The organism is Alkalicoccobacillus murimartini (genome assembly GCF_030813245.1).
Classification (GTDB): Bacteria; Bacillota; Bacilli; order Bacillales; family Bacillaceae_D; genus Alkalicoccobacillus; species Alkalicoccobacillus murimartini.
Genome location: NZ_JAUSUA010000001.1, coordinates 664733 through 687105, shown reverse-complemented (window position 1 = coordinate 687105; position 22373 = coordinate 664733). Strand labels below are relative to the sequence as shown.

Here is a 22373-nt window from a genome sequence, read left to right as displayed (position 1 = left end):
CTGATCTCCTTTAAGATTGTTCAAGCCAACTAAATCCAGGCACATGATCTGTACGCACTGTTTCTTTTTCTGGTTTTCGCGTTTGACTCTGATTTCGAAATTTCTCACTATGGGCTCGTGCTTGATCCGTTGTTTTAATCCCGTTCTTTTTCCACTCAAATAAAATCCGATCAATATACCGGAAGTTTAATTTTCCGGATACCACAGCTTCTTTTAAAGCTGCATAGATAAGTTCTGGCTTGTGTTGATCCTGATCAATCCACATTGACAGAGTCTCTGCTTCGATTGGTGAAAGAGGACGTCCAAATTCTTGCTCTACCTGCTTATATAGTTTGCCCTCTAGTTCTACGGACTCAACTTGAGAAGCCGTGTATTCTTTTTGATCGACGAGTTCAATGATTCTCATCCATAATGGCTCCAATGAATAAGCTTCATATAAGATACCCGACTCGTCCGATTTTTTCTCTAAAGCTAATAATTGTGAGCGAATGAGCTTGCTTAAAACTTTTGTACATTCTTCATGATTTAGTGTCATTCGATCACTTAATTGTGTAGGTGTTAGAAAGTCATCACCTTGATCAATAAAAGATTGTATATGTAAAAGAGCCATTAGCTCATATTCATTTAATCCTAATTCTGTATAATGGGCCAAAAGCCACTCTGGAATAGTAATATGCTTTTGTGCCATCCATTTTGCTAGCTTCGTTTTCTTCATGTCGGAACACCTCAAAGGTTATTATAACATGTATGTCATATTGCTTGGTTGAACAAGAGTAAAAAACTCAATCCATGTTCTAACATACAAAAAGGACCGGTGAGAGACTCACCGATCCGATTATGCTCGTAACATTAAGGATATAGACGATTAAGCAAACGTGGGAATGGAATGGTCTCACGAACATGTTCAACCCCAGAAAGCCACGCTACCGTTCTTTCTAAGCCCAATCCAAAACCTGAGTGTGGAACCGATCCATACTTACGCAGATCAAGGTACCATTCATATGTTTCCTCTGATAAGTTGTGCTCAGCAATTCGTTTCTTTAATAAGTCATAATCATGAATCCGTTCTGATCCACCAATGATCTCACCATATCCTTCAGGTGCGATTAGATCCGCACAAAGAACAACGTCATCACGATTGGCATCAGGTTGCATATAGAACGGTTTTAGTGATGTTGGATAGTGTGTAATAAAAACCGGCTTGTCAAAATGCTCTGCAATCGCTGTTTCATGTGGAGAACCAAAATCATCGCCCCATGTGATATCATCAAAGCCTTTTTCATGCAAAAGAGTCAACGCATCATCATACGTAATACGTGGGAACGGTGCTGCGATGGCTTCAAGCTTTGCAGTGTCACGACCTAAAGTCTTTAGTTCAATTTGATTATGCTTCAGAACAGAAGCTGCCAGATGCGATACATACTTCTCCTGCCACTCTAAGTTCTCATCAAATTCAACAAAAGCCATCTCTGGTTCGATCATCCAAAACTCGATTAGATGACGACGTGTTTTTGACTTTTCTGCACGGAATGTTGGTCCGAACGTGAACACTCGACCAAGAGCCATTGCCCCAGCTTCCGCGTATAATTGTCCGCTTTGTGAAAGAAACGCATCTTCATCAAAGTATTTTGTTGCAAATAATTCAGACGTACCCTCTGGAGAGCTTCCAGTTAAAATAGGTGAATCAAGCTTCGAGAAATCATGCTCATGGAAAAATTCATACGTAGCATGAATGATTTGATCACGTATTTTCATTACAGCCTGTTGTCGCTTAGAACGAAGCCATAAGTGACGGTTATCCATAAGGAATTCTGTTCCATGTTCCTTTGGTGTAATTGGATAGTCTTTTGATTCACTGATTACGTTAAAACCTGTAACAGTTAATTCGAAACCAGACGGCGAACGTTCATCTGTTTGTACGATTCCTGTTACATAGAGTGAGCTTTCTTGCGTTAAGTTCTTTGCAGCGGCAAATACGTCTTCCCCTACATCTGCCTTCACAACCACACCTTGGATAAAGCCTGTTCCATCACGAAGTTGTAAAAAGGCAATCTTTCCACTCGATCGTTTGTTCGCTAACCATGCGCCCAGTGTTACTTCTTGACCGGCATATAATCCTATTTTCGAAATCGTTGTTTTCATTCGAGATCCTCCAATTGTTTGTTCTTACTATGTATAATTCCTGCCCTATACATTTGTATAGAGCAGTTAGACTTAGCCTTTGATTTTAGTTAAAACAAAACGTTCAATCCGTTCAAGTGCTGCTAAAAATTGATCTAATGACGTTGCATAGGATAATCGAACATTGTCAGGTGAACCAAAACCAGAGCCTGGCACAAGCGCGACTTTTTCTTCTTCAAGTAAGGCTTCAACCCAGCTATCAACATCAGTAAATCCACACATTTCAACGGTTTCACGTACATTAGGAAACAAATAAAACGCACCTTGAGGTTTTACACATGACACACCAGGAATTTGGATTAGTTTCTCATACGAAGCATTTAATCTTTCTTCAAACGCTTGGCGCATTGTTTCTACTGATCCATCTTCCTTTGTATAGGCTGCAATGGCACCGTATTGTGCACTCGTTGTTGGATTTGATGTACTATGGCTAGCAAGGTTAGTCATGGCTTTAATTAAAGTCTGATCTCCAGCAGCATAGCCAATTCTCCACCCAGTCATGGAATGGGACTTAGACACGCCGTTAATCACAAAGGTTTGTGCCTTCAGTTCAGGACTTAGTTCAGCAATTGACGTATGAGATGCTCCATCATAAATCAACTTCTCATAAATTTCATCCGACACAATTAACAAATCGTGTTTTAGAGCTACATCACCCAATGCTTTTAGTTCATCTGGTGAATACATCGCTCCTGTTGGATTACTTGGCGAATTAATAATAACTGCTTTCGTTTTGTTTGTTACAGCTTTTTCTAATTGATCTGGTGTCAACTTAAAGCCAGATTCTTCATGACCCGTTACATAGATGGGTTCACCAGATGCAAGTTTCACCTGTTCCGGATAGCTAACCCAATAAGGAGTTGGGATAATCACTTCATCTCCTTCATCAAGTAAAGCTTGAAACAAGGTAAAAAGAACGTGTTTTGCACCCGTACCAACAAAAATTTCGGACGCTTTATAGTCCAACCCTTGATCTTGCTTAAGTTTCCCGATAACAGCTTCCTTTAATGCAGGCAGTCCAGCGGCAGGCGTATATTTTGTGTGGCCTTCTTCCATAGATTTCACTGCAGCATCAATGATGTATTGAGGTGTATTAAAATCAGGCTCACCTGCTCCTAATCCAATGACATCATGTCCAGCAGCTTTTAATTCTTTGGCCTTAGCTGTTATGGCTAAGGTGCTTGACGGGGTAAGTGCTTCTACTCGTTTGGCTAATTTCATATCTATCTCTCCTCTCACAGTCCTCTTTTACTATAAGAGACCCATGTTCGACAATCAAGTATTAGTCCATTCTTAAATTATATCGCTTCAGAAATGTTCCATCCGAAAAAGCTACATAATAATACCCTTGTTGATCTGATTCTGAAATAAATTTAATTTCGTATAAAGGAGTATTTCCTTCTATACCAACCTTAACCGATTGAATTCGATTAGGGTTTACCGCTTCTACAGCGATTGCTTCAGCTTCTTCAGCTGATATTCCTTCAGCTTCTTTTCTAAGAATTGCTGATTCTTCAAAGTCTTGTTTTATCCAAGCAATCGCCTGATCACCATCCGCATCGAGACCTCTTAACACATAGTAGGAATCTCTTCCGTGGAAATATGAAATGTCCTCTACTGTTTCCAGATCACCTGAGTCAAGAAGCGTTTGCTCAGCCTGATCATACCCATCTGTAATAGGCGAGCGAACAGTCGTATAGGCATACACAGAAGCACTCGTTACAATCAAAGCGAACAAAATAAGACCAATTATTACCCATTTCTTCATAGCTTCCTCCGTTAGGTTTTGTAAATGGTAAAGACCATTTTTTGATCATCGTCTTCATCTAATGCTAACCCAAAAAGTAAATCTCGATCCTTTAACGTACGATTTAAGGAATCAACTACTTTATACACATCTGGCGCTTTTTGAATTTTCACAGTCGATAGAACTTCTTTTTTTGAACCCATAAACATTTCCTCCTAGTCCCTTTTATGATGATCTATACATTGCAGGTATTGCCTGTTATATCTTAGAACCAATGACTCATACTAAGCTTACGCCAGTGAAGGGGGGCGCGCAACATGAAAAAAGGCAAAGGCGGCCTGCAAACAGCCGATTGGTATCAGCAGCATAAGCAATGTATTTCTCTTTTAAGCCGGCAAGGCGACACAACGGATACGCTATGGCCGGTATCGATTAAACAAACTGAATTTCCGTATTCTTATTTTAAGTCAAATTCGCGTTCAACAGCTGATGAAACAAGTTAAGGCTGAGCCAATCTAAAAACCTTCACCCATACCTCAGTAAAAGGGTGCGCAAAACACTTTGTGCATCCTTTTATATTATTGAATGAGCAACTTTAGCAAACTGCTCGTTTGCCTCAAACCGAATCTTCTCTTCATCTAAGGTTATTAACTGTTTATTCTCCAACAAACTCCGTCCTTGTACATACACATCTGTTACATCTGATCCTCTAGCGGCATAAACAAGATGGGAGTGAAGTTGTTGCTCTGGTTGCAAATGAGCTGCCGTTTGATCAAGAAGAATACAATCAGCTTCTGCACCGACTGTGATCATTCCTGGTTGACCCGTTTGTAATGCAGTGGCGCCTTCTTTTGTGACCATGCGCAACGCTTGTTTAACGTTTATTGCGTCAGCCTGCTGGAGAAGCCCTTTTTGAAGCAGGACAGCCATACGTAGCTCTTCCCACATATCCAAGGTGTTATTAGCAGAGACGCCATCACAGCCAATCGATACAGAGACATTTGATTGAAGCATTTGAGATAAAGGGGCCATTCCAGAACCAAGCTTTAAGTTACTAATAGGATTATGACTAATTAAGGCCTTTGTTTCTGCTAACAACTCAATGTGTTTTTGTTCTAGATGAACACCATGTGCAAACAACCATTGAACCTGATTTAAAAGACCATATTGATCTAGCTGATCAAGTGGATGCATCCCATGCATTTTATAGTGATCATCCACTTCTTTTTTTGTTTCTGCAAGGTGCATATGTACGGGCAACTGAAGATCAACCGCTCGTTCAACAATTCGTTTAATGTAGTCAATTGGGCATGTATTAGGTGCGTGTGGCGCAAGCATGGTATGAATCCGATTGTCCGCTTCTCCATTCCAGCTAGCGGCAAATGCAGCGGATTCGTCTAATTTTGCGTCCTGCTCCTCTCGGGAACATAGACCGATTACAGACCGGGTTAACACAGCCCTCATGCCTGTGTCTTTGATTTGCTCTGCAAAGTCGTCCATAAATAGGTGATACATCTCTAAAAATCCAATGGTGCCTGATTTAATCATTTCACTCATTGCTAATGCCCGACCTGCCGTAACAGCCTCACGATCAAGCTTTCCTTCAAATGGCCAAATCTTCTCCTTTAACCACCGATCTAATGGCAGATCATCCTCATAGCCGCGCATTAACGTCATCGCCGCGTGACCATGTGTGTTATAAAGACCAGGTAGTAGCCATTTACCTTGCATATTTCGAATACGATCTGCTTGTTTCTTTACATGTTCCGGTGGGTCTCCAGATTCAACGTGCGTAAAGATTTTATCAGTGATAACTACATACCCATGATCAATAATAGTGAATGTATCATCTAAAGTCGCTATCCGCACATTCGTTAGTAAAGTATTCATTGATGTTCTCTCCTTTCAATTTCACCTAAAGAAACGAAAGATGTTCTTCAAGTAAATCCTCCAATTTCCCTTCATGTACAGGTACATTTGGCAAAGATTTGATAAACAACGAACCATATCTTGTTGTAGAGATCCGCCGATCAAAGACAAAGACACAGCCTGTATCCTGTTGAGTTCGAATAAGTCGGCCGAACCCTTGTTTAAATCGGATAATGGCTTGCGGAAGTGATACTTCCATAAATGGGTTTTTGCCCAGTTCCTTTGCTTGATCGAGTTGAGCCTTTAACAATGGCTCATCAGGTGGTGAAAAAGGTAATCGCACAATGATTAAATGCTTCAATTCATCTCCAGGTAAATCAATGCCTTCCCAAAAGCTACTCGTCCCAAATAACATGCCATATTCCGACTGCTTAAACATTTTCATAAGCTTTGCTCGGCTTCCACTCGTTATACCCTGTCCAACTAACTGAAACATTTCATGTTCATTAAAATCTTTTACGTATTGGTACACTTGGCGAAGCATTTCATATGAAGTGAACAAAACCATTAGTTTCCCTTTGCTTACTTCTGCTATGCGCCAGATCTTAATCGCAACTTCAACAGCAAACTCCTGATCACTCACATCCTTTATCGCAGGAAGATCAGATGGGATTAAAACTTTGGCTTGTTCAAGATATGAAAATGGAGATTCAATCAAAGACGTTAACACACCAAAATCTTGTAGACCAAGTTTGTTTTTTTGATAATCAAAAGAGCCGTTAACCGTTAAAGTAGCAGACGTCAAAATAACACTTTTCTTACGACCAAAAAAATCATCCGCTAATCGTTCAGACACATCAATTGGTTTACTATAAAGAAATGTCGCATTTTTTGCCCCTTTAGGTTCTGCTTCAATCCAATACACTTGATTTTCATCATATTCAAGTAATAGTTCATATAAATGATCATCTTCTTCAAGCAAAGAAGCAATCATTCGACTTCCATCTGCCCAAACGGCACGTTCACGATAGACAAGGTCTACTTGACCGTCATCCATCGGAGCGATAAGAGACGCCAATTGCAGGCATACACCGGATAGAGACGCATGAACACGCATAGCACATTCAATGATAGCTGACCAAAGTTCACCCGTTTCTTCAAAAGCCTTATAGGCATATCGCGCACGACCAGTATCTGACGAGGCTCGTTTTTTTGCTTGAAGAGCATAGGCGTGAATCATCCTGAATAATTCATCCAGCTCATCCTTCGCCTCAGCAAGTTCTTCAGCACACTCTGCCCACTTAGTTGACTCGTGACCCGCTTTTTTTGCGAGCGAAGCCATCTTATAGAGAATCCCTTCATCACTCGTATCACCTAGTCTTTGTAGGAGAAAAGCAAACGATAGATAATCTGACTTTAAGCCTAAACGTTCACTCGCAGTATCTTCCAAGTGATGGGCTTCATCCATAACCACATGACTATATGATGGTAATAAAGGCTGATTATGTACTAGGTCCGTTAATAGCAATGCATGATTGGTAATAATCACATGTGCTTCTTGCGCTCTTTTTCTTGCACGATGATAAAAACAACGAGAAAACCATGGACTGTATCTACCTAAATCTGAGGCAGCATCACTTTGGATTTCATACCATAGGCTTCTTCCTCCAGAAGGTAAATTCAATTCTTCGATGTCACCAAATTCAGTTTCAGTTAACCATATTAAAATTTGGGATTTGCTTAAAATCACATCATAAGATTGGTCGAGGTTTGACTCTAAACTCAATTCAAATTTTCGAAGGTCCAAATAATGACTTCTCCCTTTTAACAACGTAAATCGAATTGGAAAAGGCAAAATTTTACGTAGTAATGGCACATCACGAGAAAGAAGTTGATCTTGTAATGGAATGGTTTGAGTACTAATTACAACTGGTTTTTTACTTTCATACGCATAAAATGCAGAAGGTATGAGATAGGCTAAACTTTTCCCAGTGCCAGTACCCGCTTCAATCATTGCATGCTCATTTTGAGAAAAGGCTTGGTAAACCGAGTGAATCATTTGTTGCTGGCCTTTACGATGTTCATATTGGTGAATCGCTGTCGCCAAAGCTTCTCCTGTTTGTAAAAATGATTCTCGCGCCTCATCAACAGCTGACTGATCGATTTTTTCTTCCTCGGGTTCTTGCGGCTTATGTTTTAAGGCTAACCCACGAAAACAATCGTAGTCTTTCTCACCGGTGTCCCCTGTTTTTAATTTATCTGTAATTAAATCTTGAATATCTATTTGTATATGGCTTTTGTATCGTTTACTTAGCGGCAATAACTGCTGCAGCGTTAAAAGAGGCAACTCTTTTAGTTTTTTTAAGACGTGCAGAAAAATCATTGCTGTTGCTTCTGCATCGCTGTCTGCTTGATGGGGACGATCATGCGTAAAGCCCATTTGTTCAGCAAGCATACCTAATTTGTAGCTTTCTTCTTTAGGCATGAGAATTCGAGAGAGCTCTACCGTATCGTATATAGCGGTCTTTGGAACAACATAGCCTTCCATCTTTAATTGATTAGAGAGAAACCCCCAATCAAACTGTACATTGTGTGCCACAAACGCACAGTCATTCATAAAATCAAGTAGTTCTGAAGCGACATCACGAAACAGAGGAGCATCTTTAACATCCTCATCAGAAATACCGGTCAATTCTTGAATGAATGAACTGATGGGCTGCTCTGGATTAATGAATGTAACAAATCGATCGACGATTTTTCCATCCTGTAATTTGACAGCACCAATTTGTATCATTCGGTCCCCTTTTGCAACAGAATGACCCGTCGTTTCAAGATCTAGTACAACGTATTTCTTACTCATTTTTCACCTCTATTTACCATCTACAATTGCTGCTTATTTTCTATTTTCTTCACGTTCTTTGTTTTTCTTCAAAGAGACGGCCAAGATGATATAGTGACCGCTTAATGTGCAGATTGTTAGGTTGTTCTTTTATGAGGCGATTAAAAATTGGCCAAGCTTCTTGCAACTTATCACCTAAAGCGTAATTCCAAGCCATCCCATGCTCCATCTGAGTAGGGTCTGCCCCTTTAGTTAATGCTTTTTGGTAACAGCATACAGCCAATTCATGGTGACCATACCACTCTGATAATAAGGCAAGCCTGGTTAATTCCTCAGGTTGTTCATATAAGCTTAAAGCTTGTGTCCATAATGTTCTTGCCTGATGACTTTGATTAAGCTTCATTCTGACCAAGCCATGAAAGCAAATCGCCTCTGCATCTTGATCAACATGCTTCGCATACAATTCAAAGTGTTCAGCAGACAAATGAAACGCCCCAGATAAATAGTAACATACACCTAAATTATACACGACATCTGAGGTCGGTGTTAGAGATTTTGCTTGTTCAAATAATTCAGCACCACGGTCCACTTGCCCATTCACTGTATAATAACATCCTAATCCCGCGTAGCTGAAATGTTTTACACTTGCTTGCTTAGCCGTCTGAATCAAATAGATGAACTGCTCCACTGTCTCATCTTTCTTTCCACTCATTAAATACGCATACGCAAGAAACAATCGTCGCCATTCCTCAGATTGGCCATTGGCTTTCTCTGAACTGAGACAAATGGTCGCTCGTTTGATTTGATTTTGTTCAAAGCATTCTGTCCCTATTGAATGATAAACAGAATCATCATGCGCTTCAAACGTTTCAACGTATTGCTTTAAATCAATTAACTTTTCATCCATTAGCGTCCACAGATCAAGCAAAGTCGCTGATTGCTGCTCCAATTGTTCTACAGCCGTCAACATTTCATTGTGTTCACCCTTTGTGATAAGCTCGCAGACCTCTTTGTACATTGCTTCCCATTCTCCAAGCCATTTCTCCATACAAAAACCCCTCTCCCGTTCTTTTTACTCAGTGTGCAACGGATGAGGGGTTTTATGCGTTTTATAATACGGTATAAGCTGGTTCTGTACCAAGCAATTGATCAATCTGGTTATCTTGATTCATAATGGCAACTTGAGGATGAAATTCTTTTGCTTCTGCTGCCTCCATCATTGCATAAGCAATAATGATAATCGTGTCCCCCGGCTGCACAAGTCGAGCTGCTGCACCATTGACACATATTTGCCCGCTACCTGCCTCACCTTTAATTACATAGGTTTCGAACCTGGCTCCATTATGATTATTTACAATCTGTACTTTTTCATTCTCAAGGATGTTCACAGCTTTCATGATGTCCTCATCAATGGTAATACTCCCAACATAATTTAAGTCCGATTCCGTAATCGTTGCACGATGGATTTTCGATTTCATCATAGTTACAAACATTAATAAAGTCTCCTTTAAACTTCGATTAGAATATGATCAATTAATCGTGCCCTGCTGAATTGATAAGCCAAAGCTATAATGATCGTACCAGAAAGCGATGCTTCCGCTTCCAGCTTAGGGTAAGAAAGTACGTCCACGTAATCAATCTCTCCACTTGAGATAGTAGATATCCGATCTCGAACAAACGAGATTAATTCATCTCGTTGTGCCCCAGAGAGTGCCAGTGGTTTCACGTCGAGAAGTGACTGATATAGCATAGGCGCTTGCTTTCTCTCTTCAGCCGTTAAGTAAACATTTCTTGAGCTTTTAGCTAACCCGTCACTCTCTCGTACGGTTGGACAAGCATGAATAGATACTGGAACAGCAAGGGTTTTAACCATTTGTTTCACAACCGCCACCTGTTGGGCATCTTTTTGTCCGAAATACGCTGTATCTGGTTGAATTATATGAAACAACTTTAAGACAACGGTTGCCATGCCATCAAAGTGACCAGGTCTGCTTTTTCCGCATAATACATCTACGCCTTGAACTACTTTTAATTCTACTGATGCAACGTCAGGATACATCTCTTCAACGGAGGGATAGAAGACATAATCGACTCCAGCTTCCTGACATGTTTCTTGGTCTTTGTGAATATCGCGAGGGTACGTTTCAAAATCTTCCCCTTCGCCAAATTGAAGCGGGTTAACAAAGATGCTAACGACCACCACATCATGATCCTTTCGGGCTTGTTCGATCAGTGATAGATGACCTTCGTGTAGTGCACCCATTGTGGGAACAAAGCCAATACTTCGGCCAAGACTACGCTCATTAGCGAGAACAGCTTGAATCTGTGCTATGGTTTGAATTTGATGTGTAGCATTAGTTGTCTTCATCAATTTTGCCCCCATATAATCCTTGCAGTACGTCTTCTTTCACCGTAAAACTGTGCGCCTCAGTTGGAAATTGACGTCTCTTTACTTCATCATGGTACGACTCAAGTGCCTGTTGAATCTGTTCACTTACATTGGTGTATGCTTTCACAAATTTCGGCACATGTACATCTCCGTATCCAATTAGATCATGATAGACAAGTACTTGACCATCTGTATCGACTCCAGCTCCAATACCTATAACAGGAATCGTTACTTGTTCTGATATCAGCTTGCCTAGCTCGGCTGGCACACATTCAATCACAAGACTAAATGCACCTGCCTTCTCTACTGCCTTAGCCTCTTCAATCAATTTACGAGCACTTTCTCGATCTTTGCCTTGCACTTTATAGCCGCCCATAACCGCTACTGACTGAGGAGTAAGACCTATGTGTCCCATTACCGGTACTCCAGCTTCCGTCAATGCTTTTATTTCTGAGCAAACCGTTGCACCGCCTTCAAGCTTTACAGCGTCCGCTCCAGCTTCTTGCACAAGTCTACGGACATTTGACAAGGTCGCGTCAAAACTGCCGTGGTAGCTAAGATGAGGCAAATCAGCCACAACAAACGTGTTCGGTGCACCACGTCGTACCGCTTTTGTATGCAATACCATATCATCAACCGTAACAGGGATGGTAGATGTATACCCTAGTACAACCATTCCTAATGAGTCTCCTACCAAAATAGCATCCAATCCAGCTGACTCAGCTAATTTTGCAGATGGAGCATCGTAGGCTGTAACCATCGTAATCGGTTCATTTGTCTGCTTTCGTTTCATAAAATCTGCTGTTGTTTTCACGATCTTCTCCCCTCTCTGCATGTTCCCATGCAAAAAAACCTTCTCTGCCTGGAGAAAGAAGGGTGAGGGCATGTCAAACACACTAACCTTACACAGTGATGACAGCCTATTTATTCCTTCCGTCCCTGTCCATTTGGATCAAGGCAGTTTAAGCAGTTGATCTTATACATAACACGGTATTGTTTATACGAAGATAATACAATCCGTTGCTTGAAGTATAGCAAATAAAAGGGAAATCGACTACCCTTATGCTTGGTCAATGTCTGCAGAATAGATCGTATGCACAATCCCCTCGTCATCCTCCAAAAGCAAAGCGCCCTCTGCTGTTATACCTGTAGACATACCTGTTACCGTTCCGTTAATCGTTTGTGCCTTTAGCTTCTTCCCAATACTTATTGAACGAGCTTCCCATAATAATTTGATCTCAGAGAACCCTTTTTCAAGATACGTATCATATAACCATTCAAATTCTTCAAGTACTGTTGCGATCAGTTGCGCACGATTGGTTTCCAATCCTGATTCTACCTTAAGCGAAGTTGCTTGATTCCGCTCGTCGTGACTTAGCTCATCTTCGCTTTGGTTCGCATTTATTCCAATACCAAGTATCACTACTTTAGCGAGACCGGGTTCTGATTGCATCTCAGTTAAAATCCCTACGAGTTTTTTACCCTTGATTAAGATATCATTTGGCCACTTAATGTCCGCTTTTAATTGGGTGACCTTCTCTATAGCTCGAGTCACAGCAACGGCCGCCACAAGTGTCAGTTGAGGCGTTTGTTGTGGAGATAACTTCGGGCGCAGGATCAAACTCATTGAGATGCTTGTACCAAATGTTGAGTGCCAGTTTCGCCCAAGCCTTCCGCGTCCCCCCGTCTGTTCGTCAGCTACGATAAGATGACCCTCTTTTGCGCCACCTTCTGCCCATTCATGTGCCAAGGTTTGAGTGGTTGGGACAGAATCGTAATACGTTACAGTGTGGCCTAATCTCTTTGTCTGCACATATAAGTGGATATCATGCTCTTGGATTCCATTAGGTCGAGCAATGAGTTGATACCCTTTTTTAGGGACAGAATCAATCTGATATCCGCTTTTTTTTAATGCATCCATTTGCTTCCACACAGCTGTTCTGGATACACCAAGAGACTGACTTAACGATTCTCCTGAAATAAATGTACCTTGGTGTTCAACTAATTTCTGCACAAGCTTATTCCTCATTATGCCCCTTCCTTTCTAACCACATAAGCAGATCTTGCTTTGAATGCCCTACTTCTCGGTTAATGACTTGCTTTTCGAGCGACTCAAGTTCTTCTTTAATCCAAGGCCCCGCTGACTTTTGCCGTGCGGTCATTAAGTCTACCCCTGTCACACAAAGGTCTTTCCGACTTTTTATTGGAAGAGCATCAAAACGTTTTTCTACGTCAGCATGTTGTTCATGTTCAAGCCCCATTAAGTGTCTAATGTGTTCTACATCACGTGTGGTCTCGAGTCCGTACTGATATAACATCCAATCATCTATGTTTTTGTCCTTGCGATGACGAAACATGCGTAGTCGGTTCTTGATTTGTCGTTTTAATTCATTGGATAAAAGCAGTCTACCTACCGATTCATCTGTTTCTCTTCCTATCCATACATAGAATAGTACCCATCTAAATGCTGATGATGCCTCCCGATCTATCACAGGCATCATCAATAGCTTAGTGATTTCATTTTCAGACAAAGGATAGCCTGGGAAAAAACGATATAACGTACTTCGTTTTAGAAATTGAAAAGCTTGTTGAACAAATGCTCCTTTTAAAAGCTTTTCCCATTCCTGTATGACTCGTTCCTGGGCAACCTGCTCAAGTAAATAGGCATGCTGCTTGATTGCGTTTAGTAGTTGTTTATCTAGTTGAAAGTTAAGTTCACTTACAAAACGAATCGCTCGAAGCATACGCAGTGGATCTTCGAGAATACGCTTATCAGGATGAACGGAACGTATCACCTTTTGTTGCAAATCTTTTTGACCATTTAAAGGATCAATTAATTTACCATCTGCAGACTTAGCCATCGCATTAATTGTAAAGTCACGATGACTTAAATCTGCAACCAATGAATCTCCTCGCTCGGTAGTCACTTCAATAGAGTATCCTCCAGAACGAACCAACACCGTTTGATGTTCTGTATTCATTTGGTGAGCACGTGGAAACAACAGACAAATCTCATTCGGTTTTGCAGATGTTGTGATATCTATATCAGATGAGGGACGATCTAGTAATTCATCACGAACAGCTCCTCCAACATAATAAGCGCGGTATCCATCTTCATTTAATCTTTGGATTATTTGACTCGCTTCATCTATAACGGTTCGTTCCAAGTGATTCCCTCATTTCTCTTCAAGCACTTGCCTATATACATCCTCATATTCTGAGACGATTTTGTCTGCATTAAATCGTTTAATGACATGTGCCCTAGCCGCTTCCTTAAATTGCTCATGAGTCTCTCGATCCTCGATCAATTCAACGGCTTTCTTTGCCACAGCTTCTGTGTCACCAACCTCACAAAGGTATCCACTCACACCATCTATGATGACCTCCGGAATCCCACCAATATTCGTACCAATAACCGGTACACCACAGGCCATAGCTTCTAAAGCGACAAGTCCAAAGCTCTCTTTTTCACTTAAGAGCAGCATAATGTCACTGATCGATAGTAACTCTGTTAAATGCTTTTGACTACCTAACACCAGCACTTCTTCCTCAAGCTCTAATTTCCTAATTAACTCTCTTGCAGCTGGTAGATCCTGACCATCACCAATCAATAACAACTTAGCTCTCAGCGATTGCTTAATCAGAGCAAAGCTTTTAATCACATCTTGTATTCGTTTCACAGGTCGAAAATTAGAAATGTGGATAAAGACAGCCTCATCCTCGTTGATGCCATATCGATTTTTCAAGTCCCCTGTCTCTACAGGCCGGTAGTACCGTTCATCAATAAAATTATAGACAGTATGTATCTCTTTTGAGGTTTGGACGAGCTCTTCCGTTTGGCGAATCAAATCATTTGATACAGCTGTGACAGCATCAGAAGCCTCAATTCCATATTTTATTAGTGACTTTAAAGACCGATCCACACCAAGAATTGTAATATCCGTCCCATGTAACGTCGTCACGATTTTAACAGGATGCGTAGCCATTTGTTTTGCAAGAATGGCACAAATCGCATGTGGCACAGCATAGTGTACATGCAAAATATCTAGTTTCTCCCGATCAATCACTTCTGCCATTTTACTAGCTAAAGTCAAGTCATAAGGAGGGTGTTGGAATACGGCATATTGATTAACTTCTACTTCATGATAAAAAACATTTGGGTACACGCGGTCAAGACGGAAAGGCACACTTGATGTAATAAAATGAACTTCATGCCCTTTTTCAGCGAGCTGTTTTCCTAATTCAGTTGCGACCACACCAGAGCCACCAACCGTTGGATAACAGCTTATTCCAATTCGATAGTACATGTTATAAGATAGTCCCTTCCAGTAAATTAGCTACAACAAGTGGTTTTGTCGTTTGAAAGCCCTCTGCCATTTGCACGCCGGCTTGAGTGCCAAATACTTTGTCTCGTGCCTCTACACTGCTCAAATAATCTACGTTAAGTGGGGTTTTAACTGAGGTACCCGATGATTCAAATTGACTGCGATAAGCACTCAAAACGTTTCTTTTTACCTCTTTCCACTCTGAAATGTCTATCACAAAATCAGGTTGACTAAGACCATTAATATAATATGTAAATACATCTCTTACTTTGTGAGATGAAAGATGTTCGTCACATTGGTATTTGTGAATTCGCGCATTAAAAACCGCTTCTTGAACAAGACGTCCTGCATGACCATGATCTGGGTGGCGATCCGGGCTACCTGGTGCAAACACAATGGTTGGTTTATACCTCCTGATCACGGATGTAATTTTAGCCATATCTCTTGGCGTTAGGTCTTGCAGCCCTCGATCAAATAAATCAAGCTGAATTCGTTCAGAGAGCCCCATCAGTTTTGCTGCTTCAGTTGCTTCTTCTTGGCGAATCTCAACTGTACCATTTGAAGATAATTCCGCCTTCGTTAAATTACAGATCCCTACCCGTTTGCCCATAGAGGCATACATAGCCAGTGTACCGGCCATCCCAATCTCTACGTCATCTGGGTGGGCACCAAATGCAAGAATATCAAGCTTTTCCATCTTTCTCTTCCTCTTCATGTACGACTTCACGCCATTTAAAATCACCATTCTGCAACCCTTTTATTAAAATATCTGCCGTACCTAGGTTGGTTGCTAATGGAACAGCTTGCAGGTCGCACAGTCTAACCAAAGCTGTGACATCTGGTTCATGCGGCTGAGCTGTCAGTGGATCCCTAAGAAAAATTATAAGATCAAAAAGGTTTTCTGCAACACGGGCCCCGATCTGCTGATCTCCGCCTAACGGGCCTGACTTAAATAGTGTCACATGTAGGCCTGTTGCCTCAGAAACTCTTGTGCCGGTTGTTCCTGTTGCATATAACTCATGTTTAGCGAGAATGTCCTTATAAGCTACCGAAAATTCTACCATATCTTTTTTCTTCTTATCATGGGCAATTAATGCAATTCTCATATCCATTCTCCTCTAATCAATAATATGTTCTAACCCATATACGAGTGTTTTTAATGAAAGAACAGTCTCAACTGATAAACGAACTCCAGGCATAAAGGACGCACGATTAATGGAGTCATGTCGGATCGTTAATGTTTGTCCAGGCCCGCCGAAAAGAACCTCTTGATGTGCTACAAGTCCAGGTAATCTAATACTATGAATACGCATACCCTCTACTTCAGCTCCGCGTGCACCAGGGAGATCTTCAGTTTCCTCAGGATGACCTTGTTTTTTGGCTTCTCTAACCTCAGAGATCAGTTGTGCTGTTTTCTGAGCTGTACCAGATGGTGCGTCAAGTTTTTTATCGTGGTGCATTTCCAAAATCTCAACATCCGGCATATAACGAGCTGCTGTTTGCGCGAATTTCATCATGAGAATTGCCCCAATTGCAAAGTTAGGAGCAATAATAGCGCCTACTTCTTTTTCTTCTGCTTTCGCACGAAGTCTCTCAATGTCTTCTTGGCTAAAACCGGTCGTTCCAATAACAGGTCTAACTCCATAATCTAATGCTAATTCTAAATGGACACGGCCTGATTCAGGTGAAGTTAAATCAATCAAAACATCTGGTTTCTGTTCCGTAAAGCATTTCTCAAGATCTGTATAAACCGGTATGTCTAAGGCAGGCATGTCTGAAATATCTCGCAAGCGCTTACCTTCATTTTTTGTATCTACAACAGCAAGAAGCTTAAAATGTGGTGTTTGCTCTGCTAATTTTACAGCTTCTTTACCCATGTTACCTCTTGGTCCAGCTATGATTAGTGTAATTTCTTTCATATGTATCACCCTTCTTTATATCAAGATCATAAAATATAATAAGCCTCAGAAATAGCAAGGTTGTAATACCATGTTAGCGAATGGTACACCATTTCGCAATTGAAAGTGTTTCACATCTACAAATAAAATTCAAACAACACAAAAAACCTACCAGAATTCAAACTCATTAGACCTGGCAGGTGGGTAAGCATATGTGTTATGTATGTAAGTAAGTTAATATTCACGATGTCCAATTAAACGATTGATCTTCAAAAGTGTTTTTTTGGATGAGTCGGTTTCTTTTTTTATGAGTTCGTCTCTAATTAAATGGATAAAATCTTCATTATGGTTTTCAAGAAGGGCTTGTCTGTATGCTTCTCTTAATACATCAACCGATAAAAAATTGTCCACTTTCACTAACCTCTTTTCTCATATGATCGTTTAACCATTTATTTCCCAACTATACACATACTAAAACCCTTTTCCTATCATTTACTTTAAAATGACATATGATTGACATGTAATTGAAATAGACTACATCAGTTACTGCTTTTTTCTAATCGATAAAATTGAATCGATCAGAGCCACGGCATTCCATATGCCCAATACAAAACAACCGATCATCACTAGGAGTACCGTTTGTTTATCCGCCACACCCCATTTAGCGATGGCAAGCATGATTACTAAGGCAAGAGCTAAACAATTAACCAACAGAATACCAATTAACGAACCGTTTCTCCTCATTATGACCAACTCCTCTTCTACTTCCATCCTATGTTCGGAAACCTTCTTGCATGTTTGATCATACTAAGGATGAAAAGAAGCTGGCTTTTTTGTTACGTGTCTTATACAGTAATGATGGTAAGGGAGGTAAAGTTGACATGTATCAGCATATTCGCAATAGTATATTTGTAATTTTTGGAGCAGCACTTATGTCTTTTGGCCTCGTATATTTTAATATGGAGAACAATTTAGCCGATGGTGGCTTTACTGGCATAACGCTCATCCTGTATTTTGCTTTTCAATTTAATCCAGCTATTTCGAACCTGCTATTAAATATTCCATTATTTTTAATAGGCTGGAAGCTACTTGGTCGCACCGCATTTATTTATACCATCATCGGAACTGTTTCCGTATCTGTGTTTCTTGATTTATTTCAGCGTTTTCCTATTATTTCTGTTCCATTGCATAATGACCTTACACTTGCGGCTTTGTTTGCCGGTGTTTTTATTGGAGTTGGACTTGGATTAGTCTTTCGTTACGGAGGAACTACAGGTGGTGTAGATATCATCGCCAAGCTTTGTTTACGCTATTTTGGATGGAGCATAGGGCGTACAATGTTTATGTTTGATGCTTGTGTTATTGCGGTTTCTTTGCTGTACATTGATTATCGAGAAGTCATGTATACGCTTGTGCTTGTTTTTATCGCGGCACGTGTGATTGATTTTATTCAAGAAGGGGCTTACTCTGCGAAGGCCGCATTTATTATCTCTGAGCACATTCCCGATATCTCAGAAGCCATCCTTCGTGAAATGGGTCGTGGTGCTACTTCATTAAAAGGAAAAGGGTCATTCACTGGCTCTGAAAAGGATGTATTATACTGTGTAGTGGCGAGAAACGAATTAACTCGATTTAAATCCTTGATTCATCGAATTGATCCACATGCCTTTGTGACAATCAGCAATGTCACCGATGTGAGTGGTGAGGGCTTTACACTAGACGAACACAAAAAACCATTACATCTATAAAAAAGCTAGGACAGAACAATTTTTGCTATCTAAAAACCCGAATCATTATGCTGTTAAATTCGCATAATGATTCGGGTTTTTGTGGTGAGGCTATCGCTCCGGACATACACTCCGCTTTCCGAGTATGTCCGGAGCTGGTTTTAGTTTCTGACAACTTAGCAAAGTTTAGCTTTTGCGATATCATCGAATAATTATGTCCCAGTATTAATCGTCGTTCATACCAAGAAACATAAAGACAAAACGAGCTAGCTCAAGAAGGGCTACTAATGCACCTGCTACATAAGTCATAGCGGCCGCATCTAATACTTTTTTGGTTTCGCGTTCTTCGTTATTACGAATAATGCCTGATGAAACCATTTGCCCCATCGCCCGGCTACTCGCATTGAACTCAACAGGCAATGTGACCAGCTGGAATAATACGGCTACAGCCATAAAGACAATTCCGACTAAAATTAGGTTTTGCGAAGTAAAGAGTATACCTGCAATGATAAAGAAAAATGATGCATTTGAACCAAAGCTTGCAAACGGGACAAGTGCACTTCGGAAATTCAAGAATGAATAGTTCTCAGCATCCTGAATGGCATGACCCACTTCATGGGCCGCAATGGCTGCACCTGCAACGGACGGCTTATGATAGTTCTCAGAAGATAAACGAACCGTCTTAGAACGTGGGTCATAATGATCCGAGAGTTGTCCTTTTACTTCTTCTACTCCCACATCATATAATCCATTATCATCAAGGATTTTTCTGGCTACTTCTGCTCCAGTCATATCTGATGAGTTACGGATTTTAGAATATTTGTTATACGCTTTTTTTACTCGACTGCTCGCTACGATAGGGATAATCAGTAACAAAGCAAAATAAATAAGAAATATTAATGACATGAACAGCTCACCTCAACTTTTAATCTTTTTATGAGTGTACTTAAAACGTCAGGAAAAGTCAAAGTATACGCTTTAAGCTACCGTCATATCAAGATTTTGTTCACATAATTGTCATGAATTTTCCTTTTCTCGTTCTTTCACCTGACTCGCTCGATATTTTCTCCAACCGACGTAGGATAGTGAGAAAAGAATCATGCCACCTATTGTGAACATAATCCAAAACAATGAAGGATCTGCCTCGTCTTTATTATAATCCTCATACATTGTTTCAATATCTTCCTTTAATTGTACTGCATAAGCAGCTCGCACATTGCTATCTACTTGTTCTTTGGATGAAAGAAATACATCCAATTGTTGATCAAGTAAGTAGAGGTCGCTTGTTGCTTGGATTGTAACAGCAGGGCGAATGACTTGATATTGCCTGTTAATTTCATTTAATTGATAATAAAAACCTTCAGGTGTTTCCAAAAGTGCCGCTTCTCCTAGCTCATCTGCGGCCTTTAGCAAAGAAGTTTCACTAAACAACCATAGGGGTTGACTGTCATTTGTTACAGCATCTAAAGTGAGACGAAACGACGTAACACGATCAATCCGCTCAGACTCTTCCATGTCTGATGACTGAAGAGCTAGCTTGGCCTGATGTAACGTAAGTAGAACAGACTGCTCTGCCTCAGTTGTAAAAAAAGGTTGCATGTTAGTAGATTGTTCTTCCCATGTATACGTAATTGATTCAAGTAATTGATTGGCTTCAGCAAAATCACCCTGTTTCGTTAATTGCAGCACTAGATCAGCCGTCTGATTCACATCCGACCCGCTATGATCCTTTTGCCCAATTACCTCATGTGGCCAAAATAAACAGAGCACACTTACTATAACCACCATTAGAAATCGCATACGATCCCTCCTCCATTACTTGCATCCTATGAAAATCAGGACAAGAGTAGACCTGGAAGAAAGGATAATGAGGACATTATATCGTCAGAACCAAGCGATTACGCTTTAAACACAACCAATACATCAATCCAACAGAAAATAATCCAAGCATAAAGGTAAAGTACCCGATCTGAGGCAGGAAAGGCATTAACCCCGGAGACAGCCAAGGAAACATATGAAACACGTAATCAATGATGTCATTATGTACTGTCCAAAGAAGCGCAACCACAAGATGCCAAGGTTTTATTCGGAAATATGGGGCGTAGATAAGTGCCTGCAGAGCCATACCTGCATGGGAAAGATTCAACATTATAATATCTGAGGTCAATTGTGCTCCTGCAAAAACGGCAGAGCTATTCATCACAACTGCCCAGATTCCGTACTTTATTAATGTCACACCCGCTAGTGCTTCCATAAGAGGCCAATTTTTTTTCATCAAAAAGGCAATGAGCACAAACACAAAAAACAAACTAGCTGTCGGACTATCCGGAACAAAAGGTACAAAGTACCAAGGCGTTGCTTTTAGTTGATTCCAGTACCAAATGTACCCATAGATCGTCCCTGGAACGTTAATAAGTAGAAGCAATACCAGAACATAAGGCTTACGAAAATAAGAGAGCCAAGGAATGAACATGTTTATACCTTCTTTCTTTACCACAAAAAAATGTCTAACATACTCCACAGGACAGATAGACTGCAAAAGGACGAACCTTTTGACAGTTTACCTGAATATGGACTGTTTAGACATCTTTTATTTCGTGCTTATTCGACTTGACCATGGTTTGCGATATAATCAGCTAAAATTTCAAGCTCTTCTTCAGAGCCTTCAAATTGATCAGCTGGCATAGCACCTTGGCCATTGTGAATGACCTCAATCACTTCTTCTACTGTTTTTTCAGTCTCAAGAAGATTAGGTCCCATTTCGGAGCCTGACAAGGTCTCACCATGACACATGATACAACTATCTTGGCTACTATAAATCTCATAGCCTTGAGCTTCCATATTAATATCTACATCGACTTCTTCCATTAATTGTCCTTGTTGAGCTGCCGCCACCCAGTCATGCTGGTCAACCGCTTCCCACGTAAGGAAAATAGTAGCAATCGTACCTAGTAGCATCATGGATGAAGCGATAGGTCTTCTTAACGGACGACGTTCTTTTCCGGTATCAAGAAACGGAGCTAATAGTAAAGCTCCAAATGCAACACCTGGAATAATAACGGTCCCAAGAACATTGTAATCACCAGAAGCATACGTGTACTTCAATAACTGGTATAGAAATAAGAAATACCAGTCAGGTAGTGGTATGTAAGCAGAGTTTGTAGGGTCAGCTAGTCCTTCTAATGGAGCAGGATGTGCTACTGTTAAGCACAAATAACCCATTAAAAATACCGCACCTACCATCCACTCACGAAGTAAAAAGTTGGGCCAGAATGCCTCCGTTTTACCCGGATACTCCGAGTAATCCTTTGGAATATTTGGCTTTCTCCCATTTTCTTTCACTCGGGAATCCCCAACAAATTTCATTCCTTTTCCTCGATGCATCTTGTCCCCTCCTT

Annotated in this window: 25 protein-coding genes; 2 read left to right on the top strand and 23 right to left on the bottom strand. The window is 40.6% G+C overall.

Features of this window, described 5'->3' with window-relative positions:
- Positions 1-10: 10 nt before the first annotated feature.
- The 5 genes from J2S05_RS03725 to J2S05_RS03705 form a co-directional block, all read right to left on the bottom strand.
- Positions 11-715: a DnaD domain-containing protein gene (locus J2S05_RS03725; protein WP_306980021.1), complete on the bottom strand. Its 705-nt coding sequence runs from the start codon at positions 713-715 to the stop codon at positions 11-13.
- A 134-nt stretch (positions 716-849) separates the two neighbouring features.
- Complete coding sequence (gene asnS, locus J2S05_RS03720; protein WP_306980020.1) at positions 850-2142, bottom strand: asparagine--tRNA ligase; 1293 nt, start codon at positions 2140-2142, stop codon at positions 850-852.
- A 72-nt stretch (positions 2143-2214) separates the two neighbouring features.
- Positions 2215-3402: a pyridoxal phosphate-dependent aminotransferase gene (locus J2S05_RS03715; RefSeq protein ID WP_306980018.1), complete on the bottom strand. Its 1188-nt coding sequence runs from the start codon at positions 3400-3402 to the stop codon at positions 2215-2217.
- A 61-nt stretch (positions 3403-3463) separates the two neighbouring features.
- Entirely contained in the window at positions 3464-3949 is a 486-nt protein-coding gene (locus tag J2S05_RS03710; RefSeq protein WP_306980016.1) for a cell wall elongation regulator TseB-like domain-containing protein, read from the bottom strand.
- Between the two features lie 11 nt (positions 3950-3960).
- Positions 3961-4131 (bottom strand): YpmA family protein, encoded by a 171-nt coding sequence (locus J2S05_RS03705; RefSeq protein WP_306980015.1) that lies wholly within the window; start codon positions 4129-4131, stop codon positions 3961-3963.
- A gap of 114 nt (positions 4132-4245) precedes the next feature.
- On the opposite strand from J2S05_RS03705, the gene J2S05_RS03700 reads away from it, so the two are divergent.
- Entirely contained in the window at positions 4246-4431 is a 186-nt protein-coding gene (locus tag J2S05_RS03700; RefSeq protein WP_306980011.1) for a hypothetical protein, read from the top strand.
- 70 nt (positions 4432-4501) lie between these two features.
- Here J2S05_RS03700 and J2S05_RS03695 read toward each other — a convergent pair whose 3' ends face one another.
- The 14 genes from J2S05_RS03695 to J2S05_RS03630 form a co-directional block, all read right to left on the bottom strand.
- Positions 4502-5818: an amidohydrolase gene (locus J2S05_RS03695; RefSeq protein ID WP_306980009.1), complete on the bottom strand. Its 1317-nt coding sequence runs from the start codon at positions 5816-5818 to the stop codon at positions 4502-4504.
- Between the two features lie 25 nt (positions 5819-5843).
- Entirely contained in the window at positions 5844-8657 is a 2814-nt protein-coding gene (gene dinG / locus J2S05_RS03690; RefSeq protein ID WP_306980007.1) for an ATP-dependent DNA helicase DinG, read from the bottom strand.
- 49 nt (positions 8658-8706) lie between these two features.
- Complete coding sequence (locus J2S05_RS03685; RefSeq protein ID WP_306980005.1) at positions 8707-9684, bottom strand: tetratricopeptide repeat protein; 978 nt, start codon at positions 9682-9684, stop codon at positions 8707-8709.
- 61 nt (positions 9685-9745) lie between these two features.
- Entirely contained in the window at positions 9746-10129 is a 384-nt protein-coding gene (gene panD / locus J2S05_RS03680) for an aspartate 1-decarboxylase (RefSeq protein WP_306980004.1), read from the bottom strand.
- A 14-nt stretch (positions 10130-10143) separates the two neighbouring features.
- Positions 10144-11004 carry a pantoate--beta-alanine ligase gene (panC, locus tag J2S05_RS03675; protein WP_306980002.1) on the bottom strand — a complete coding sequence of 287 codons (861 nt, stop codon included), beginning with the start codon at positions 11002-11004 and terminating at the stop codon, positions 10144-10146.
- Complete coding sequence (gene panB, locus J2S05_RS03670; protein ID WP_306980000.1) at positions 10991-11839, bottom strand: 3-methyl-2-oxobutanoate hydroxymethyltransferase; 849 nt, start codon at positions 11837-11839, stop codon at positions 10991-10993. The genes panC and panB overlap by 14 nt, the downstream gene beginning before the upstream one ends.
- Before the next feature lie 246 nt (positions 11840-12085).
- Positions 12086-13054 (bottom strand): biotin--[acetyl-CoA-carboxylase] ligase, encoded by a 969-nt coding sequence (locus J2S05_RS03665; RefSeq protein ID WP_306979998.1) that lies wholly within the window; start codon positions 13052-13054, stop codon positions 12086-12088.
- Positions 13044-14192, bottom strand: a complete 1149-nt coding sequence (locus J2S05_RS03660) for a CCA tRNA nucleotidyltransferase (RefSeq protein ID WP_306979996.1) — start codon at positions 14190-14192, stop codon at positions 13044-13046. Before J2S05_RS03660 ends, J2S05_RS03665 begins: the two co-directional genes overlap by 11 nt.
- A 9-nt stretch (positions 14193-14201) precedes the next feature.
- Positions 14202-15332, bottom strand: coding sequence for an N-acetyl-alpha-D-glucosaminyl L-malate synthase BshA (gene bshA / locus J2S05_RS03655; protein ID WP_306979994.1), 1131 nt, complete (start codon positions 15330-15332; stop codon positions 14202-14204).
- A 1-nt stretch (position 15333) separates the two neighbouring features.
- Positions 15334-16047, bottom strand: a complete 714-nt coding sequence (gene bshB1, locus J2S05_RS03650; RefSeq protein WP_306979993.1) for a bacillithiol biosynthesis deacetylase BshB1 — start codon at positions 16045-16047, stop codon at positions 15334-15336.
- Complete coding sequence (gene mgsA, locus J2S05_RS03645) at positions 16034-16456, bottom strand: methylglyoxal synthase (RefSeq protein WP_306979990.1); 423 nt, start codon at positions 16454-16456, stop codon at positions 16034-16036. Before mgsA ends, bshB1 begins: the two co-directional genes overlap by 14 nt.
- Before the next feature lie 12 nt (positions 16457-16468).
- Complete coding sequence (dapB, locus tag J2S05_RS03640) at positions 16469-17269, bottom strand: 4-hydroxy-tetrahydrodipicolinate reductase (RefSeq protein ID WP_306979989.1); 801 nt, start codon at positions 17267-17269, stop codon at positions 16469-16471.
- Between the two features lie 213 nt (positions 17270-17482).
- Entirely contained in the window at positions 17483-17659 is a 177-nt protein-coding gene (gene sda, locus J2S05_RS03635; RefSeq protein ID WP_306979987.1) for a sporulation histidine kinase inhibitor Sda, read from the bottom strand.
- A 132-nt stretch (positions 17660-17791) separates the two neighbouring features.
- Positions 17792-17992 (bottom strand): hypothetical protein, encoded by a 201-nt coding sequence (locus J2S05_RS03630; protein ID WP_306979985.1) that lies wholly within the window; start codon positions 17990-17992, stop codon positions 17792-17794.
- A 137-nt stretch (positions 17993-18129) separates the two neighbouring features.
- Here J2S05_RS03630 and J2S05_RS03625 point away from each other — a divergent pair, with 137 nt between their 5' ends.
- A complete protein-coding gene (locus J2S05_RS03625; RefSeq protein ID WP_306979983.1) occupies positions 18130-18996 on the top strand; it encodes a YitT family protein in 867 nt (288 codons plus the stop codon).
- Between the two features lie 204 nt (positions 18997-19200).
- On the opposite strand, the gene J2S05_RS03620 is transcribed toward J2S05_RS03625, so the two are convergent.
- The 4 genes from J2S05_RS03620 to J2S05_RS03605 all read right to left on the bottom strand — a co-directional run bounded on the left by J2S05_RS03620 (position 19201) and on the right by J2S05_RS03605 (position 22359).
- A complete protein-coding gene (locus J2S05_RS03620; protein WP_306979981.1) occupies positions 19201-19881 on the bottom strand; it encodes a zinc metallopeptidase in 681 nt (226 codons plus the stop codon).
- A 111-nt stretch (positions 19882-19992) separates the two neighbouring features.
- The gene (locus tag J2S05_RS03615; RefSeq protein ID WP_306979979.1) at positions 19993-20775 is read right to left on the bottom strand and encodes a sporulation protein YpjB; all 783 of its coding nucleotides are present in this window, start codon (positions 20773-20775) and stop codon (positions 19993-19995) included.
- 76 nt (positions 20776-20851) lie between these two features.
- On the bottom strand, positions 20852-21448 hold the full coding sequence (locus J2S05_RS03610; RefSeq protein WP_306979978.1) for a DUF1405 domain-containing protein: 597 nt from the start codon (positions 21446-21448) through the stop codon (positions 20852-20854).
- A 128-nt stretch (positions 21449-21576) separates the two neighbouring features.
- Entirely contained in the window at positions 21577-22359 is a 783-nt protein-coding gene (locus tag J2S05_RS03605; protein WP_306979976.1) for a menaquinol-cytochrome c reductase cytochrome b/c subunit, read from the bottom strand.
- Between the last annotated feature and the right edge of the window lie 14 nt (positions 22360-22373).

Bases quoted from the DNA above. Each gene is read 5' to 3' on its own strand.
- J2S05_RS03725 (WP_306980021.1), bottom strand. From the start codon at position 715: ATGAAGAAAACGAAGCTAGCAAAATGGATGGCACAAAAGCATATTACT.
- asnS (WP_306980020.1), bottom strand. From the start codon at position 2,142: ATGAAAACAACGATTTCGAAAATAGGATTATATGCCGGTCAAGAAGTA.
- J2S05_RS03715 (WP_306980018.1), bottom strand. From the start codon at position 3,402: ATGAAATTAGCCAAACGAGTAGAAGCACTTACCCCGTCAAGCACCTTA.
- J2S05_RS03710 (WP_306980016.1), bottom strand. From the start codon at position 3,949: ATGAAGAAATGGGTAATAATTGGTCTTATTTTGTTCGCTTTGATTGTA.
- J2S05_RS03705 (WP_306980015.1), bottom strand. From the start codon at position 4,131: ATGGGTTCAAAAAAAGAAGTTCTATCGACTGTGAAAATTCAAAAAGCG.
- J2S05_RS03700 (WP_306980011.1), top strand. From the start codon at position 4,246: ATGAAAAAAGGCAAAGGCGGCCTGCAAACAGCCGATTGGTATCAGCAG.
- J2S05_RS03695 (WP_306980009.1), bottom strand. From the start codon at position 5,818: ATGAATACTTTACTAACGAATGTGCGGATAGCGACTTTAGATGATACA.
- dinG (WP_306980007.1), bottom strand. From the start codon at position 8,657: ATGAGTAAGAAATACGTTGTACTAGATCTTGAAACGACGGGTCATTCT.
- J2S05_RS03685 (WP_306980005.1), bottom strand. From the start codon at position 9,684: ATGGAGAAATGGCTTGGAGAATGGGAAGCAATGTACAAAGAGGTCTGC.
- panD (WP_306980004.1), bottom strand. From the start codon at position 10,129: ATGTTTGTAACTATGATGAAATCGAAAATCCATCGTGCAACGATTACG.
- panC (WP_306980002.1), bottom strand. From the start codon at position 11,004: ATGAAGACAACTAATGCTACACATCAAATTCAAACCATAGCACAGATT.
- J2S05_RS03665 (WP_306979998.1), bottom strand. From the start codon at position 13,054: ATGAGGAATAAGCTTGTGCAGAAATTAGTTGAACACCAAGGTACATTT.
- bshA (WP_306979994.1), bottom strand. From the start codon at position 15,332: ATGTACTATCGAATTGGAATAAGCTGTTATCCAACGGTTGGTGGCTCT.
- bshB1 (WP_306979993.1), bottom strand. From the start codon at position 16,047: ATGGAAAAGCTTGATATTCTTGCATTTGGTGCCCACCCAGATGACGTA.
- mgsA (WP_306979990.1), bottom strand. From the start codon at position 16,456: ATGAGAATTGCATTAATTGCCCATGATAAGAAGAAAAAAGATATGGTA.
- dapB (WP_306979989.1), bottom strand. From the start codon at position 17,269: ATGAAAGAAATTACACTAATCATAGCTGGACCAAGAGGTAACATGGGT.
- J2S05_RS03630 (WP_306979985.1), bottom strand. From the start codon at position 17,992: ATGAGGAGAAACGGTTCGTTAATTGGTATTCTGTTGGTTAATTGTTTA.
- J2S05_RS03625 (WP_306979983.1), top strand. From the start codon at position 18,130: ATGTATCAGCATATTCGCAATAGTATATTTGTAATTTTTGGAGCAGCA.
- J2S05_RS03620 (WP_306979981.1), bottom strand. From the start codon at position 19,881: ATGTCATTAATATTTCTTATTTATTTTGCTTTGTTACTGATTATCCCT.
- J2S05_RS03615 (WP_306979979.1), bottom strand. From the start codon at position 20,775: ATGCGATTTCTAATGGTGGTTATAGTAAGTGTGCTCTGTTTATTTTGG.
- J2S05_RS03610 (WP_306979978.1), bottom strand. From the start codon at position 21,448: ATGTTCATTCCTTGGCTCTCTTATTTTCGTAAGCCTTATGTTCTGGTA.
- J2S05_RS03605 (WP_306979976.1), bottom strand. From the start codon at position 22,359: ATGCATCGAGGAAAAGGAATGAAATTTGTTGGGGATTCCCGAGTGAAA.